This window comes from Sorangium sp. So ce302 (assembly GCF_051530145.1).
GTDB lineage: Bacteria > Myxococcota_A > Polyangia > Polyangiales > Polyangiaceae > Sorangium > Sorangium cellulosum_B.
The window spans coordinates 12,098,354-12,113,283 of sequence record NZ_CP150326.1; the positions used below are offsets into that span (position 1 = coordinate 12,098,354).

Annotated in this window: 10 protein-coding genes; 9 read left to right on the forward strand and 1 reads right to left on the reverse strand. The window is 74.5% G+C overall.

Annotated elements, in window-relative coordinates; genetic code table 11:
* Window positions 1-213 precede the first annotated feature (213 nt).
* The 5 genes from WME73_RS45760 to WME73_RS45780 all read left to right on the forward strand — a co-directional run bounded on the left by WME73_RS45760 (window position 214) and on the right by WME73_RS45780 (window position 6,127).
* Window positions 214-2,739 carry a DNA internalization-related competence protein ComEC/Rec2 gene (locus WME73_RS45760; protein ID WP_437913661.1) on the forward strand — a complete coding sequence of 842 codons (2,526 nt, stop codon included), beginning with the start codon at window positions 214-216 and terminating at the stop codon, window positions 2,737-2,739.
* Between the two features lie 98 nt (window positions 2,740-2,837).
* Window positions 2,838-4,313: a B12-binding domain-containing radical SAM protein gene (locus WME73_RS45765; protein WP_437742577.1), complete on the forward strand. Its 1,476-nt coding sequence runs from the start codon at window positions 2,838-2,840 to the stop codon at window positions 4,311-4,313.
* Window positions 4,314-4,351: 38 nt separating this feature from the next.
* Window positions 4,352-4,600 (forward strand): glutaredoxin family protein, encoded by a 249-nt coding sequence (locus tag WME73_RS45770; RefSeq protein WP_272101817.1) that lies wholly within the window; start codon window positions 4,352-4,354, stop codon window positions 4,598-4,600.
* A gap of 77 nt (window positions 4,601-4,677) precedes the next feature.
* Complete coding sequence (locus WME73_RS45775; protein WP_437713126.1) at window positions 4,678-5,328, forward strand: TlpA family protein disulfide reductase; 651 nt, start codon at window positions 4,678-4,680, stop codon at window positions 5,326-5,328.
* A 100-nt stretch (window positions 5,329-5,428) separates the two neighbouring features.
* On the forward strand, window positions 5,429-6,127 hold the full coding sequence (locus WME73_RS45780; RefSeq protein ID WP_437742578.1) for a GbsR/MarR family transcriptional regulator: 699 nt from the start codon (window positions 5,429-5,431) through the stop codon (window positions 6,125-6,127).
* A 12-nt stretch (window positions 6,128-6,139) separates the two neighbouring features.
* Here the strand turns inward: WME73_RS45780 and tssI are convergent, their stop codons facing one another.
* Window positions 6,140-8,155, reverse strand: coding sequence for a type VI secretion system tip protein TssI/VgrG (gene tssI / locus WME73_RS45785; RefSeq protein WP_437913662.1), 2,016 nt, complete (start codon window positions 8,153-8,155; stop codon window positions 6,140-6,142).
* A gap of 53 nt (window positions 8,156-8,208) precedes the next feature.
* On the opposite strand from tssI, the gene WME73_RS45790 reads away from it, so the two are divergent.
* Genes WME73_RS45790 through WME73_RS45805 form a run of 4 tightly spaced genes read left to right on the forward strand, consistent with a single transcriptional unit; the run spans window position 8,209 to window position 14,360 of the window.
* Entirely contained in the window at window positions 8,209-9,408 is a 1,200-nt protein-coding gene (locus tag WME73_RS45790) for a hypothetical protein (RefSeq protein WP_437913663.1), read from the forward strand.
* The gene (locus WME73_RS45795) at window positions 9,408-11,645 is read left to right on the forward strand and encodes a DUF2169 family type VI secretion system accessory protein (RefSeq protein WP_437913664.1); all 2,238 of its coding nucleotides are present in this window, start codon (window positions 9,408-9,410) and stop codon (window positions 11,643-11,645) included. Before WME73_RS45790 ends, WME73_RS45795 begins: the two co-directional genes overlap by 1 nt.
* A complete protein-coding gene (locus WME73_RS45800; protein ID WP_437913665.1) occupies window positions 11,642-13,381 on the forward strand; it encodes a pentapeptide repeat-containing protein in 1,740 nt (579 codons plus the stop codon). Before WME73_RS45795 ends, WME73_RS45800 begins: the two co-directional genes overlap by 4 nt.
* A 19-nt stretch (window positions 13,382-13,400) precedes the next feature.
* Window positions 13,401-14,360 (forward strand): S41 family peptidase, encoded by a 960-nt coding sequence (locus tag WME73_RS45805; RefSeq protein ID WP_437913666.1) that lies wholly within the window; start codon window positions 13,401-13,403, stop codon window positions 14,358-14,360.
* Window positions 14,361-14,930 lie beyond the last annotated feature (570 nt).

Below are 14,930 nucleotides of genomic sequence, written 5' to 3' on the forward strand. Positions count from 1 at the left end.
ATTCTAGAGGCGAAGCCGCGGTCGTGCACGCGCACCGGGCACGATGACCGACTCGGCTCGTTGCTCCCCCCACATAACAGAGAGCTCTTGCAGGATCGGCCGGCGCGCCGCCGCGCCCGGCGCCGCCATGGCGGCGCCAGGGGCGCGGCGGCCGCTCCCCCGTGAAATTCCGCGGGAACGCGCGCGGCCCAGGTGTTGCGGGGCGGCGGGGCCGTGATCGATCCCGTCCTGCTCTTCGGCCTCGCGCTCGCCGCGGGCGCGCCGCTCGCCCTCTCTCCGCTGGCCACGGCGCTCGGCGCCGCGCTCGCCGCGGCGGCGCTCCGCCGCCGGGCCGGCCGCGCCGCGCTCGCCGCCGCCGGGGTGGCGCTCGTCGTGAGCGGCCTCCGCGCCCGCGCGCTGCTCGACGGCGCGGGCGCCGCCTACGATGGCGCCCTCGCGCTGCTGCAGCCGCCGGCGCGCTGCGAGGTGGCGTGCGCCGTCGTCGGCTCGCCGGTCGTGGTCGGGGCGGCGCAGCGGCGCTCCGCGGCGGAGCGCGGCGAGGACGAGCCGCCGGCCTCGCGCATCGACGTGGAGCTCTCCGGCGGGACGTGCGGCGGGCGAGCGCTGCAGGGGCCGCTCCGGGCGCGCCTCTACGGCGCGCCGCTGGACCTCGCCCGGGGCGACCGGCTCGAGGTCACCGTGGACCTCGCGCCGATCCACCTGTTCCGGAACGAGGGGCTCCGGAACGCGACCGCCGCGATCGCGCGGAGCGGGATCGTCGCGAGCGGGACGATCGTCGAGGCGCGGCGGACGTCGGAGGGGCGCTCGATCGACGCGGCTGTCGATCGCGCGCGGGCGTTCGTGCGCGGGCGCATCGAGGCGACGTTCCACCCCGACGCGGTGGCGCTCGGGCGCGCGCTCGTGCTCGGCGAGACCGACCTCGCGCCCGAGGACCAGGAGGCGTTCCGCGAGAGCGGCCTCGCGCACCTGCTCGCGGTCTCGGGGACGCACCTCGTGCTCGCGGTGGCGGGCTTCGCCGCGGCGCTCCGCGCGATCCTCGTCCGCGTCGGGCCGATCGCCGCCCGGTGGGACGCGGGCCGGATCACCGCGGCGCTGTGCGTGCCGGCCGCGTGGCTGTACGCCGACTTCGCCGGCGGCGGCGGCTCGGCGATGCGCGCCGCGGCGATGCTCAGCTGCGCGATGGGCGCCCGCCTCCTCGGCCTCCGTCCGGTGGGCGTCCGCTGCTTCGCCCTGTCGCTCGCGGGCGCCGCCGCCGTGGATCCGCTCGTCGCGTGGGATCTCTCGTTCGGCCTGTCCGCGGCCGCCACCGCCGGGCTGCTCTGGCTGCAGCGGCCGCTCGCCGCCCTGCTCGTGCCCGGCGAGGGGAAGCGCGGCGACGGCGGCGCCGAGGGCGGGCCGGGCGCGTCGCCGCCGCGGGAGCTCGCGCGCAAGGTCCTCGCGCCGCTGGCGACGACGCTCGCCGCCATGTTCGGGTGCGCGCCGCTGCTGCTCATGAACGGGGAGACGTTCCCGCTGCTCGGCGTGGCGGCGAACGTGGTCGCCGCGCCGATCGGCGAGCTCGCGGCGCTCCCGTTCTGCCTCGCGCACGCCGTGCTCTCGTGGGCGCCGCCGGTCGAGCGCGGCTGCGCGCTCGTCGGGTCGGGCGCGCTGCTCGCGGTCCGCGCCGTGGCCCGCGCCTCGGCGGACACCGGCGTGGTGCTGCGCCTGCCCGAGCCGTCGCCCGCCCAGCTGGCCGCGCTCGCCGCCGCGATCGCGCTCGCGTGGGCCGCGGAGCGCCGCGTCCGCCGGCTCGCCGCGCTCGCCGCCGGCGCCGGCGCGTGGCTGCTGCTCGAGGGCGTCGCCACGCGCGCGGGCGCGCCGCGCGGCGTGCTGCGCGTCAACGTCCTCGACGTGGGGCAGGGCGACGCCATCCTGATCGACCTCCCCGAGGGCGGCGCGATGCTCGTCGACGCGGGCGGCTTCGTGGGCAGCCCCGTCGACACGGGCGCGCGCGTGCTCCGGCCGCTCCTGCGGGCGCGCCGCCGCGCGCGCCTCGACGCCGTCGTCCTCTCGCACCCGCACCCCGATCACTTCGGCGGCCTGCCGACCACGGTGGAGGGCGTCGAGGTCGGCGAGCTCTGGGACACCGGCCAGGGCGAGGCCGAGGGCGCGGGCCCGGTCTACCGGAAGCTCCTGTCGGACCTGCGCCGGCGCGGCGTGCCCATCGTGCGGCCCGACTCGCTCTGCGGCAGGCCGCGGGTCCTCTCGGGGGCGACGATCGAGGTGCTCGCGCCGTGCCCGGAGCTCCACCCCGACCGGGGCGCCAACGACAACTCCTTCGTCCTGCGCATCCGTTACGGGGCGCGCTCCGCGCTGCTCGTGGGCGACGCGGAGCACGAGGCCGAGGACGCGCTCGTGGCGCGCTACGGCGCCGCGCTCCACGCCGATCTGCTCAAGGTGGGGCACCACGGCAGCCGGACGTCGACCGGCGCGGCGCTCCTCGCGGCCGTCGACCCCTCGATCGCCGCCGTGTCCTCGGGCGTCCGCAACCGCTTCGGGCACCCGAGCCCGGAGGTGCTCTCCCGCCTCTCGGCCGGCGGCGTCGCGATCGCGCGCACGGACCGCGGCGGCGCCCTGACCTGGGAGACCGACGGCGAGCGCGTCCTCTGGTCCCGCCCGGGCGAGCCGCCGCGCCCGGCCCCCGGTCCCCGCGGCGGGGGTGCCGCTGCCGGACATGCCCTGGAGAACGGTGGGCCGTGAGCTGGAAAAAATCCCCGCTCCGGACGGCTGTCAGCTGGCCTCCCATCCTTGCGCCTGGACGTCCCCTGAGCGACGCTGGGTCGATGTCTCGAAGCGCGATGACGACCACGATCCGCCGCCGCCTGGCGGGCGAGATCGGTCGTATCGACAAGCAGGCGCCCTTCCGCGTCGCGCTGTCTTACCCCTCGCCGTACCGGGCCGGAATGAGCTCGCTCGGCTTCCTCCAGATCTACAAGACCATCCAGGCCGAGCCCGGGATGGCGTGTGAGCGGGCCTTCCTGCCGGACGACGAGGGCCAGGGCGCGGACGGCCCCCCGATCACGTACGAGGGGCTCCGCCCCATCTCCGATTTCCCGGTCATCGCGCTCTCGGTGGCCTACGAGCTCGAGCTCGCCGGGGTCGTCCGCCTGCTCGAGCTGGCAGGGATACCGGCGCTCCGGGAGGAGCGCTCCTTTCGCGATCCGCTCGTCCTCGCGGGCGGTCCGCTCACGTTCTCGAACCCGCTGCCGCTCGCGGTGTTCGCCGACGCGATCATCATGGGCGAGGCCGACACCCTGGCCGTGGAGGCGCTCCGCGTGCTGCGGGACGCCTCGTCGCGGGAGGCGGCGCTCGACGCGCTGGCGGCCCTCCCCCACGTCTTCGTCCCCGCGCGCCACGGCGCGGAGATGCCCCCGGTCGCGCAGTGCGACAACGCGCTCCTTCCCGCCTGGTCGCCGATCCGCGCCGAGGAGACCGAGCTCTCGAACATGTTCCTCATCGAGGCGGAGCGGGGCTGCTCGCGCGGGTGCACCTACTGCGTGATGCGCCGCTCGACCAACGGCGGCATGCGCATCGTCCCGAAGGAGCGCCTCCTCGAGCTCATCCCCGAGGACGCGAGGCGCGTCGGCCTCGTCGGCGCCGCGGTCAGCGATCATCCGAAGATCGTCGAGGTGGTCCGGACGCTCGCCGAGAGGGGCTGCGAGGTCGGGCTGAGCAGCCTCCGGCCGGACCGGCTGACCGACGAGTTCGTCGGCGCGCTGCGGCTCGCGGGCTACAAGACGCTCACGACGGCGATGGACGGCACGAGCGAGCGGGTCCGCGAGACGCTCGAGCGGCGCGCCCGGCCCAGGCACCTCCAGCGGGCCGCGGAGCTCGCGCGGCAGCACGGGATGAATCGACTCAAGCTGTACCTGATGGTGGGCGTCCCCGGCGAGACCGACGCCGACGTCGACGAGTGCGTCTCCTTCGTCACGGAGCTGTCCCGGATCGTGCCGGTCGCGCTCGGGATCGCGCCGTTCTGCCCGAAGCGCAACACGCCGCTCCACGGCGCGCGCTTCGCCGGGATCGACGTCGTGAACAAGCGGCTCGACCGGCTCCGCCGCGGGCTGCGGGGTCGCGCGGACGTGCGGGCCACGAGCGCGCGCTGGGCGTGGGTCGAGGCGGTGCTCGCCGCCGGCGGCGAGGCCGAGGGGCACGCCGTGCTGCAGGCGGTGCACGCGGGCGGCTCGTTCCGGGACTACGAGCGCGCGTTCGAGAAGATCAAGCGGCCGGAGCCGCCGCGCCGCCAGAGCCTGCCGCTGCTCGCGGCGGGGTGAGCGGCGCGGCAGCCCGGCCCGGAGGGTGTCACGTGACGATGAAGACGCTGACCCTCTTCACGCGCGAGCGCTGCCACCTCTGCGAGGAGGCCCACGCCGCGCTCGAGCGCGTGCGCGCCCGGCTGCCGTTCGAGCTCGCCGTCGTCGACCTCGACCGGGAGGCCGGCCCGGAGAAGCGAGCGCTGTACGACTGGGAGGTCCCCGTGGTCGAGCTCGATGGGCGGAAGATCATGAAGTACCGCGTCGACGAGCGGCGGCTCGAGCGGCTGCTCTCCGGCCCGGAGTGAAGCGCCGCGTCGACGAGCGGGGGCGGGGCGTTTCGGCCCGCTTTCGCCCTGCGCCGCGCTACGCTATGCGAACCCCCGTGAAGTGGACGACCATCGCGCAGCTCGCCTTCATCCTCGTCGCTGCCGTCGCCGTCTACGGCTTCGTGCACGCCGCGCAGAATGACCAGCGCACCACCGGCTGCGAGGCCATCTGCGCCCTGCGCCCCGCGTACGCCGGCCGGAACCGGCTCGCGCCGGACTTCGAGCTGCCGGACATGAACGGCAAGCCCGTCCGGCTGTCGTCCTTCCGGGGCAAGACGGTCTTCCTGAACTTCTGGACCAAGACCTGCGCCCCGTGCCTGCAGGAGATGCCGGCGCTCGCGGAGCTCGGCCGGATCGCCCAGTCGCGGAAGGACATCGTCGTCCTCACCGTCTCGACCGACGAGGGGCCGGACGACGTGCGCGACGCGCTCAAGGTGGCCCTGAATGGAGACCCGCCGTTCCCGGTCCTCTTCGACCCCGAGTCCAAGGTCGTGATGGACCAGTACGGTACGCAGCTCTACCCGGAGACGTGGATCATCGACCCGAACGGGATCATCCGTGCCCGCTTCGACGGCGCGCGGGACTGGTCGAGCAGCCTGGCCATCGAGGTGGGCGAGATGGTCTCGCGCTGGGGCAGCTGCCCGGCCGATATCTACAAGAGCAAGCCGCGCGCCGGGTCCGTCGACGTCTGCACCGACGATTCCTGAGCGGGCTTCCCGCGCCGGGGCGATCAGGCCAGGCATACGGGGTGTGGGCGCGCTCGCCGCTTGGCGCATTCGTGAAAGATCGTTATGTGAGTCACCCATCATGACCGCCCGGAGGCCGACGTCGCCGACAGCGCACCCGCCGCAGCCGCCCGCAACGGGCGAGGGGGGCGACGGGAGCGCCTCGGACGAGCGGGTCGCGGCGGCGCGGCAGGCGCTGCTCGAGGGGGTCGGCGCCGAGATCGCCGCGTCGTTCCCCGGCATCACCCGGCTGGGTGGGCAGGTCGTGGCGGCGCTCTACCTGGCGGACGAGCCGCGCTCGATGGACGAGCTCAGCCAGGAGCTCGGCCGCTCCAAGAGCAACATCTTCGCCAACCTGCGCGGCCTCGAGGCGGCCGGGATCATCGAGCGCCGGCGGGAGTCGGGCGCGCGGCACGACTCGTTCGCGCTGCGCGGCAAGTACCCCGACGTGATCGTCGGCGCGTACCTCGGCCGCCTGCGCCGCGTGGTGCAGGACAAGCGCGCCCTCGCGCGGCGCGCGCTCTCGCTGCTCGGCGACGCGCAGGGCGCGGAGGCCGACGCGATGCGCTCGCGGCTCGACGACCTGTCGCGCAAGTACGACCTGTTCGCCGACCTGATGGAGCAGCTCCTGCCGTCGATCGACGGCCCGGTCGATCTGGAGCGGCTGATCGCGCAGGTGCCCGAGGCGATGGTCCGCTCCCTGAACGCGGCGGCCCGCGTCGCCTGGGCCGCAGGCGACGCGATCAGCCGCCTGAGCGGCCGATCGGGGCGCAAGAAGTAGCGGCGGCCCGCGTCACCCGCGCGGCGGGCAGTCCCGCATCTCGATGAGGATGCCGGTCGACGTCTCGATCCGGTGCATCAGGTTCACCTCCCGCGCCACCGGCGACGGCGTGATCGGGCTCGGCGCGGCGCCCACGATCATCGGCCGGTCAGGGTCGCCGTCGACGAAGACCATCAGCACCTCGATGCCGGGCTTGAGCGGGAAGTGGATCCCGTAGTTCGGCCCGGCGTGCGGCTGGATCATCCGCACGAGCCGCGAGGGGAAGGCGCGCGACGCGGGATCCCCCGCGTCGAAGTGGAAGCGCACCCGGTAGCGCCCCTGCTCGTCGATCGGCGAGACCTCCCCGATCTCGCCGTCCGGGAGCGGCTCCACCAGCGCCGTCACCACCCCGTGGATCTTCGGCCGCGGCGCCGTCCGCGGCGGGCGGTAGGCTTGCCCGGCGCGCACCAGGCGCGCGCGGTTGACGTACTCCTGCTCGCCGCCGGCCCCGCCCTCGATGGCCACCGGCTGCACCGCGCGGTGCTCGACCTCGACGGCCAGGAGCCGCTCGCCGTCGAGCCGCGGGTGGCCCTCGAGCGCGAAGACGGCCCCCGGGATCAGCCGGAGCTCGTCGCTCTGGCACTCGAAATAGCGGCTCGACGAGGCCCGCTCCTCCGCGCGGATCCGCGCCAGCTGCTGGCCCTCCTCCGGCGTCTTGTGGTGGGCGCCGTACTCGACGACGCCGCCCCCGAGGCCCGCCGGCGACTCGTGCGCCGCCGTCATGTCGAGCCTTGGCGTCCGGTAATTGTACTCCTGCATGACGTACGTCGCGGGGAAGGCCCTGGCCTGCTCCCTGAGCTCGAACATGTCGCGCCGCTCGCCCCGCGGCCGGAACACCACTGCGTCTCCCCCCGGCAGCGGCTGGAAGCCCGTCGGCTCGTCGGTGAACACCATCACGTCGCGGCCCGACTCGTGCTCGAAGAAGAACGAGATCCCGAGGTGCTCGGCGAGCCGCGAGATGAAGGCCAGATCCGTCTCCTTGTACTGGACGATCATCTCCCGCTGGGGGTGATCGCGGTAGAGGCGCATCACCACGTCCTCGGGCCCGAGCCCCACCATCGCGAGCTTGTGCTGGATGAGCTCTGGCACGCTGATGTCGAGGAAGACCTGCTGGAGCTCCACCAGCGTCGCGCGGAACGCCCGCGGCGCGAGCCGGAGCCGGTAGGAGCGGAGAGCCGTCTCCGTCTCGTGCCGGTCCTCCACCTCGGCGATCATGCCGTGTACGGTCCGCTCGTCCGCGCCCTCGACCTCGAACACGAGCGACGCCGCCGCCCCCAGCACCTGTTCGATCGAGAGCTCGGCGTCGTCGCTGCACACGACATCGATGTCGAACGAGAAGAGCTGGCCGATGGCCTCTTTGCCGTGGACCCCGCGCACCCGGAGGAGGTCGCAGGAGAAATCGCTGGAGTCGAGCCGCAGGATCGGCGCCTGCCGTGCCCGGTCCCGGAGCGCGGCCTTCGCCTCTCGAAGCGCTTCCATCGGCGCCGCGCGCGGCGGGCGCAGCACGGATTCCGCTGCGCCGAGCCCGCGGAACGGCAGGTGATCGGGCGCCCCTGGGCCGCCCTGGGACGGCGGGAGCTCCCGCGGCCCTCCGGCGCTCGCCCCCGGGCGCAACGGCGGGAGCTCCCGCGGCCCTCCGGCGCTCGCCCGCGGCGGCGATGGCGGCACCTCGCGAGGCCCTCCGGCGCTCGCTCGCGCCGGCGCCTCGAGGAGCTCTCGGTCGTCCGGAGACGGCGCTGGCGGGGCATCCTCCACGGGCCCGGCCGCCTCCTCCGGGCTCTCGGCGCACGCCGCGCGCGCGATCGGCTCGCTGCACGGGGGCCCTGCGTCCGGGGCCTCGCGGATGCGCGCGGCGGGGGATGCCGCGGCCATCGTCACGGCGCTGGGCGCGCGGTGCGCCGTCGCGGCCGTGGGCTCACCGCACGGCGGGGCGGCGGCGGGTGGGGACGGCTCGCTGCACCTCAGGGGTTCCGTCGGCTCTCGGTTCATCGTCGCGCCTCCTCCGCGGCTCGCCTGGTACTGTACCCGACGCGGAGGCACGCATGGGTACGCGCGAGGGTGAGGGTATCAACGGGAAATACCTCCTCATCGAGGTCCCGAATTTCAACGACGCGGCGTCCGACGCCGAGGCGATGGGCTCGTATCTGCGCCTCGGCGCGGTCAAGGACCCGAGCCTCGCCGGAAGCCCGGGCGCGCCGAGGGCGACCGGCGAGGACCTCGCCGCCCGGGTCACCTCGTTCATCGACGACACCCGCAAGCGCGACGGCTGCCCCGATTTCCTCCCCGAGGCCGAGCGGCAGGCCGAGACCGCGAAGCTCCACACCAAGGGCGGCTGGCGCGACCACTCCGACGGCAACCGCATCACCACCACGCGCGGCGACAAGGTCGAGGTCATCAAGGGCAATTACCGCATGCTCGTCCTCGGCCGGCAGGAGGACACCGCCGGCTGGGACGTCTCCGGCGGCCATATCCAGGACGCCACCGATCTCTGGACCGCCGCCACCACCATCGAATGGGTCCAGAACTACAACGGCACCTGGAAGGTCACCGAGAAGACCGAGAAGGGCGACGTCGACACCACCTATCACGGCGACACGTTCGATCGCTTTTATGGCAACAAGCAAACGAGCATCACCGGCTCCGAGGCCCCCACGGCCGAGCGACCGAACCCCACCTGCCTGAGCTCCACCTGGGCGCAGCGGATCGAGTCGTACACCGGCTCGGCGGCCTGCCCTGTGCCGCTGATCTCCGACGAGACCTGGGCCGATCAGATCGCCAGCAAGACGACGGCGACCGCGATCAGCGACGAGACCACCGCGCAGACCATCTCCAGCACCACACGCGCCACGTCGATCAGCGACGAGACCGCCGCGAGCACCGTGTCCAGCACGACGACCGCCTCGCTCGTGTCGGATACGACCATCGGCGAGGTCCAGTCGGTGACCCTCGGCAATACGAGCGACGTCACCATCGGCAATGCGGCGTCGATCACCGTCGGCGCCACCGAGGAGGTCACGATCGGCGGCCTGGTCGAGCTGACGATCGCGGCCATGCTCGAGGTCTCGCTCACGGCGGGGGTCTCGATCAACATGGGCCCCAAGGCCGAGCTCAACCTGACCAACCGGCAGGAACTCTCCCAGTTCCGCACCAACGTGAAGAACATCTGCGCGAGCGTCTCGTCGGCCGAGTCGGTGAGCACCGGGGCGTACAGCGTGATGTCCGGCGTCATCAACCTGTTCTGATGCAGACCCGGAATCTCACGCCCTTCCCCTTCGGCGCCAAGGTCTGCTCGCGCAGGCCGCCGCAGCCCGAGGTCGTCCTCGTCGTCCGCGGCCGGTTCTCGCTCCGCCTGGGCGAGCCGCTCGCGCCGCTGGAAGGGCAGCTCGCGCAGGGGGCGCTGACCGCCGAGACCTTCGAGGGGGGCGAGGGCGAGCGCGACGGCGAATGCACGTACCCCGGCGATTTCGCCGACTGGAAGCCGGCCGCGGATCTCCTGCTCCGCGGCGCCTGCCACCCGCCGCCGGGCGAGCCGCAGCGCGAGCACCCCGTGGGGTTCGCGGTCGGGAGCTGGTCGAAATCGCTGCTCGTTCCGGCGCCGCGTGAGGGCCGCCAGGTGCCCGCGCCCTTCGGGCCGATCCACCCGGACTCGCCCGAGCACCGCCGGATGCTCGGCAAGGAGTACGGCCCCTCGTACCGGAAGGCACGCGCCCCCTGGTACGCCGAGGACTTCGACTGGGCCTATTTCCAGGCCGCCCCGCCGGATCAGCGCCTCGCCGGCCATCTGCGCGGCGACGAGGAGGTCACGCTCCTGAACCTCCACCCCGCCGCGCAGACCGCCTCCTTCCGCCTGCCGGGCCTCCGGATCCGCGCGGTCGTCGAGGACGCCCAGGGCCGCGTGCAGGACGCCCGCATGAGCCTCGACACCCTCTTCGTCGAGCCGGACGCGGGCCTCGTGACGCTGACCTGGCGCGGCCACGCCGAGGTGGCCGAGGACGATCTCGCCGACGTGCGCGCCGTCGTCATCGCGGCCGAGCCGCTCTCGGCTGCGCCGCTGCCGCTCGACGATTACCGGGAGACACTCGCCCAGCTCGCCCGCGATCCGCGCGGCCTCGAGGACCTCCCGCCGGAGGTGCGCGAGGCCTACGACCTCGTCCGCGACGGCGCGCCGCGGCCGCCGCGCGCCGCCGCGGACGAGGCGGATCCGGTGTCGAAGCTCCTCGCCGAGCGGCTCGGCGGCCTGCACGCGCCGGAGCAGGATCGCGTGCGGCAGCTCGTCGCGAAGCTCCGGGACCTGCGCACCCCCGAGGGCGTCGACCTCGAGCGCACGGTCGCGCAGGCGCTCGCGCGGCTCCCGGCGCAGCGGCAGGCCGCGTACCTCCCGGCCGCGCCCGCGGGCGCGCCGCGCGTCCCCATGGGCGGCGCGCTCGACGCGCTCGTCGCGCGCGTCGAGAAGCTCCGGCGGGACGCGGCCGCGCGCGGGACGGCGCTCGAGGGCGTCGAGCGCCTCGACGCGCTGCTCCGCGATGCCCGCCTCCGCGAGATCGTCCCCGGCTACCGGCTCCCCGGCGAGGCCGCGGCGCCGCCGCCCGAGCCCGGCCCCGGCGCCGACCTCTCGGGGCGTGATCTCTCCGGGCAGGACCTCTCGGGCCGGGACCTCTCCGGGGCGAAGCTCTCCGGCGCGCTCCTCTCGGGCGCGAACCTCGCGGGGGCGAACCTCGCGAACGCGGATCTCTCGCGGGCCGTGCTGTTCGAGGCGAACCTCGAGGGCGCCGCGCTCCCGGGCGCCGACCTCTCCCAGGCGAACCTCACCGGCGCGCGCGCCGCGGGCGCCGATCTGCGCGGCGCGACGCTCGACCAGGCCATCTTCACCCGCGCCGATCTCGCACGCGCCCGCCTGGCGAGGGCGCGGGGGCGCGGCGCGCTGCTCGACGAGGCCGACCTCCGCGAGATCGACGGGGAGGAGCTCCACCTCGACGGCGCCGTCCTCCAGGGGGCGAAGCTCGATCGGGCCTCCTTGCGGGGCGCGTCGCTCCTCGGGTGCATGTGCGCCGGATCCTCCGCGAAGGACGCGGATCTCACGGGCGCGTCCCTGCCGCGCACGAGCTTCACCGACGCCGATCTCGAGCGCGCGACGCTCGTGGAAGCGCGCGGCGAGGGCGCGGCGCTGCTCCGGGCGAAGCTCGACGGCGCCGATCTCCGGTATGCGTCCCTCCCGCGGGCGCACCTCTCCTGGGCCTCGGCCCGGGGCGCGCGCTTCGCGTGCGCGGTCCTGCGCGGGAGCCGCTTCTACCGCGCCTCGCTGGAGCGCGCCGACCTCGCGCAGGCCGACCTCTTCGGCGCCGACCTGTGCAAGGCGCGCCTCGACGGCGCCTCCTTCGCAGGGGCCAGCCTGTACGGCGCCCGTCTTGAGGGCGCGAGCGCCGCCGGCTGCGATTTCAAGGGGGCGAACCTGCGGCGCTCGAGCCTGGAGGGCGCGTGAAGAGCGTCGAGGAGCTCCTCGACCGCATCCGCTCCGGCGCGCCGCTCCACGGCGCCCGCCTCGACGGCCTCGACCTCTCGGGCCGGAATCTCACGAACCTCGATCTCGCCCGCGTCAAGTTCCTCCGCACCAGCCTGCGCGGCGTGCGGCTCGCGGGCAGCGCGCTCTCGGGCGCGCACTTCGTCGAGTGCGACCTGCGCGACGCGGACCTCGCGGGCTGCGCGCTGGACGGCGCGCTCGTGCTCGGCTCGAACCTCGAGGGCGCGCGCCTCGCCGGCGCGACGCTCACCCGCGCGAAGCTCTCGTACCAGCGCCTCGCCCGCGCCGATCTCTCCGGCGCGACGATCGTCGAGGTCGAGGCGGTGGGCTCGGACTGGTCCGGCGCCCGGCTCGCCGGCGCGACCCTCTCGGGCTCGCGCCTCGACCTCGCGAACCTCGAGGGCGCGGATCTCACGGAGGCCCGTGTCGCGCGCGCCTCGTTCACCCGCGCGAACCTCCGCCGCGCGCGCCTCGCCCGCGCCCGCGTCGAGGCCGGCGCCTTCGTGGGGGCCGATCTCGGCGGCGCGGACCTCGACGGCGCGGAGCTCGACCGCGCGGTCTTCGTCAAGGCGGACCTGCGCGGCGCCCGCTTCCCGAAGCGCATGCACGGCGTGGTCCTCGACGAGGCAAAGCTCGGCCGGCCCGAGCTCGCGGGCAAGGACCTCGCCGGGACCGACCTCACGGGCGCGGATCTCTCCGGCCTCGACCTCACGGGCGCGGATCTCTCCCTCTGCTCGCTGCGCGGCGCCGACCTGCGCGGCGCGAGCCTCCGCGGCGCCCGCCTCGAGCGCTCGATCCTCTCGGACTGCGATCTCACCGGCGCGGACCTCCGGGGCGCGAGCCTCCTCGGCTGCGACCTCTCGCGCTCGAGCCTCCGCGGCGTGGACCTCTCGGGCCGCGATCTGGAGTCGGTGATCCTCATCGAGGCCGATCTCGAGGGCGCCGATCTCACGGCCGCGCGCCTCGTCCGCTGCATCCTCGACAGGGCGCGGCTCGCGCGCGCGGACCTGACGCGCGCGGTGCTCCAGCAGGCGCTCCTCCGCGGGGCCGTGCTGGAGGGCGCCGTGCTCGGCAAGACGATCTTCGATCGCGTCGATTTCACCGGCGTGGATCTGCGCGCCGTCTCGTTCGCCGGCCTCACGGTGCACCGCTGCGCCTTCATGGAGGCGAACCTCGAGCGGATGAGCCTCCGCGACTGCGATTTCATGGGCAGCGATTTCTCGAAGGCGAACCTGCGCGGCGCCGATTTCGAGGGATCCATCCTGACCCAGGCCAGGCTCCGCGAGGCCGCGCTGGACGGGGCGAGCCTGCCGCATGTCGTGGCGAAGGCCGCCTATTTCGGCGGCGCCTCGCTGCGCGGGGCGAAGCTCTCGCGGGCGATGCTCCGGTACGCCACGTTCACCCGGGCGGATCTCGACGGCGCGAACCTCGCCGCCGCGGATCTTCGAGACGCCATGCTCGATCATGCCGACGCCCGCGGCGCGCTCTTCCTCTCGGCGCGCCTCGAGCGCGCCAACCTGTCGCACGCGCGGGTCGAGGAGGCCGACTTCAGCGAGGCCGATCTCGGCGGCGCCAACCTGCACGCCCTCCACGACAGGGGCGCGCGGTTCGCCGGCGCGAGGCTGCTCGGCGCGCGCCGGACGGACGTCGACCGGCTGGAGGCGGAGGCGTACACGCCCCCGCGTCCGCCGCGATAAGAGCGGAAGGAGCGGACGCGTGCTGCCTGCGAGCAACAACGGCGCCGGGATGAACATCGGGTTTCCGGACGTGTGCCTGACGCCGGTGGGGCCGGTGGTGGTGCCGATTCCGTACCCGAACTTCGCGCTCAACGCGATGGCGGTGAATTTCTCGGTGAAGGTGAAGGTGTCGATGATGAACGCGCTGAACCTCGGCACGATCATCCCGATGACCTTCGGGATGGAGCCCGGGATAGCGCACCCGCTCTACATGGATGTCGGCGCCTACGTGGCGGGCAACTCCAAGGTGAACATCGAGGGGCTGCCCGCGATCAACCTCACCTGCCCGACCACCGGGAACGCCGGGAACAACGCGGTGGGCGCGGTGCTGGTGCCGAGCGCGGTGAACGTGTTCTACACGTGCGCGGCGGCGCCGGAGGAGGTGCTCCCCGGCGCGGGGAACGTGGAGCACGCGCTGCTGAGCGATGGTGTCGGGGTGATCCGGATACGGGTGTTCTCGCTGGACGTGCCGGCGCTGGTGTACCGGGCCGTGCGGGCGCTCGAGGCGGAGGGGATGCGGGAGCTGGTCATCGATTTACGGGACAACCCCGGAGGAGAGCTGCGGGCATTCGTGGAGCTCGCGGGGGATTTCCTGCCGGCGGGGAGCGTCGTGGCGACGGTGACCGACGGTGACGGGGACGAGGTGGTCTATCGCTCGCGGCAGGAGGAGCCGTATACGGTGCCCGTGACGATCCTGGTGAACCGCGGGACGGCGTCGGCGTCGGAGCTGTTCGCGGGGTGCTTGAAGGCGCACGGGCGGGCGGGGATCGCAGGGGAGAGGACTCACGGCAAAGGCGTGGGGCAGGCGCTCTGCGCGGGCGAGGGGGGCGCGCGGATGGCGGCGGCGGTGCGGGTGACGTTGCCGGGCGGCGCGGAGGTGCAGGGGGTGGGTGTGGACCCGGATCCTGGCGAGACGGCCGCCAGGGGGTGGCCGGGGTGAAGAAAAAGAACAAGAAAAAGAAGCAGAATAGCCCCGGCGGCACCTCGATACCGCTCAACAACGCGACGGCCGGTGGGGGAAATGCTGCCACCAGAACGCTTTCAGTCACCGCGTACCTCCCCACCACGCAGACGGCGATAACCCTGGGAGCCCCCGCGACGTTCCTGGCGACCGTGGGGGCGATGGTTGCAGGCCCGGTTGGCGCGGGCCTGGGCATCCTGGCCGGCGGGGTCGGCGGGGCATTGGTCCGATGGTATCGGGGAGGGGCGGCTTCCCAGCCGCCGCCTCCGCCAGCGCCGGCCCCGCTGCCGCCTCCGCCGGCGCCGCCTCCGCCAGCGCCGGCCCCGCTGCCGCCTCCGCCGGCGCCGCCTCCGCCAGCGCCGGCCCCGCTGCCGCCTCCGCCGGCGCCGCCGGCGGCACCGGCCCCGCTGCCACCTCCGCCGGCATCGCCGCCGGCGGCGCCGGCCCCGCTGCCACCGCCGCCGACGACGACAGTGTCGCTGGTACCGCCGACGACGGCGGCACCGCCGCCGACAGCGCCGCCGCCGCCGTCGCCGGAAGAGGTCGAGC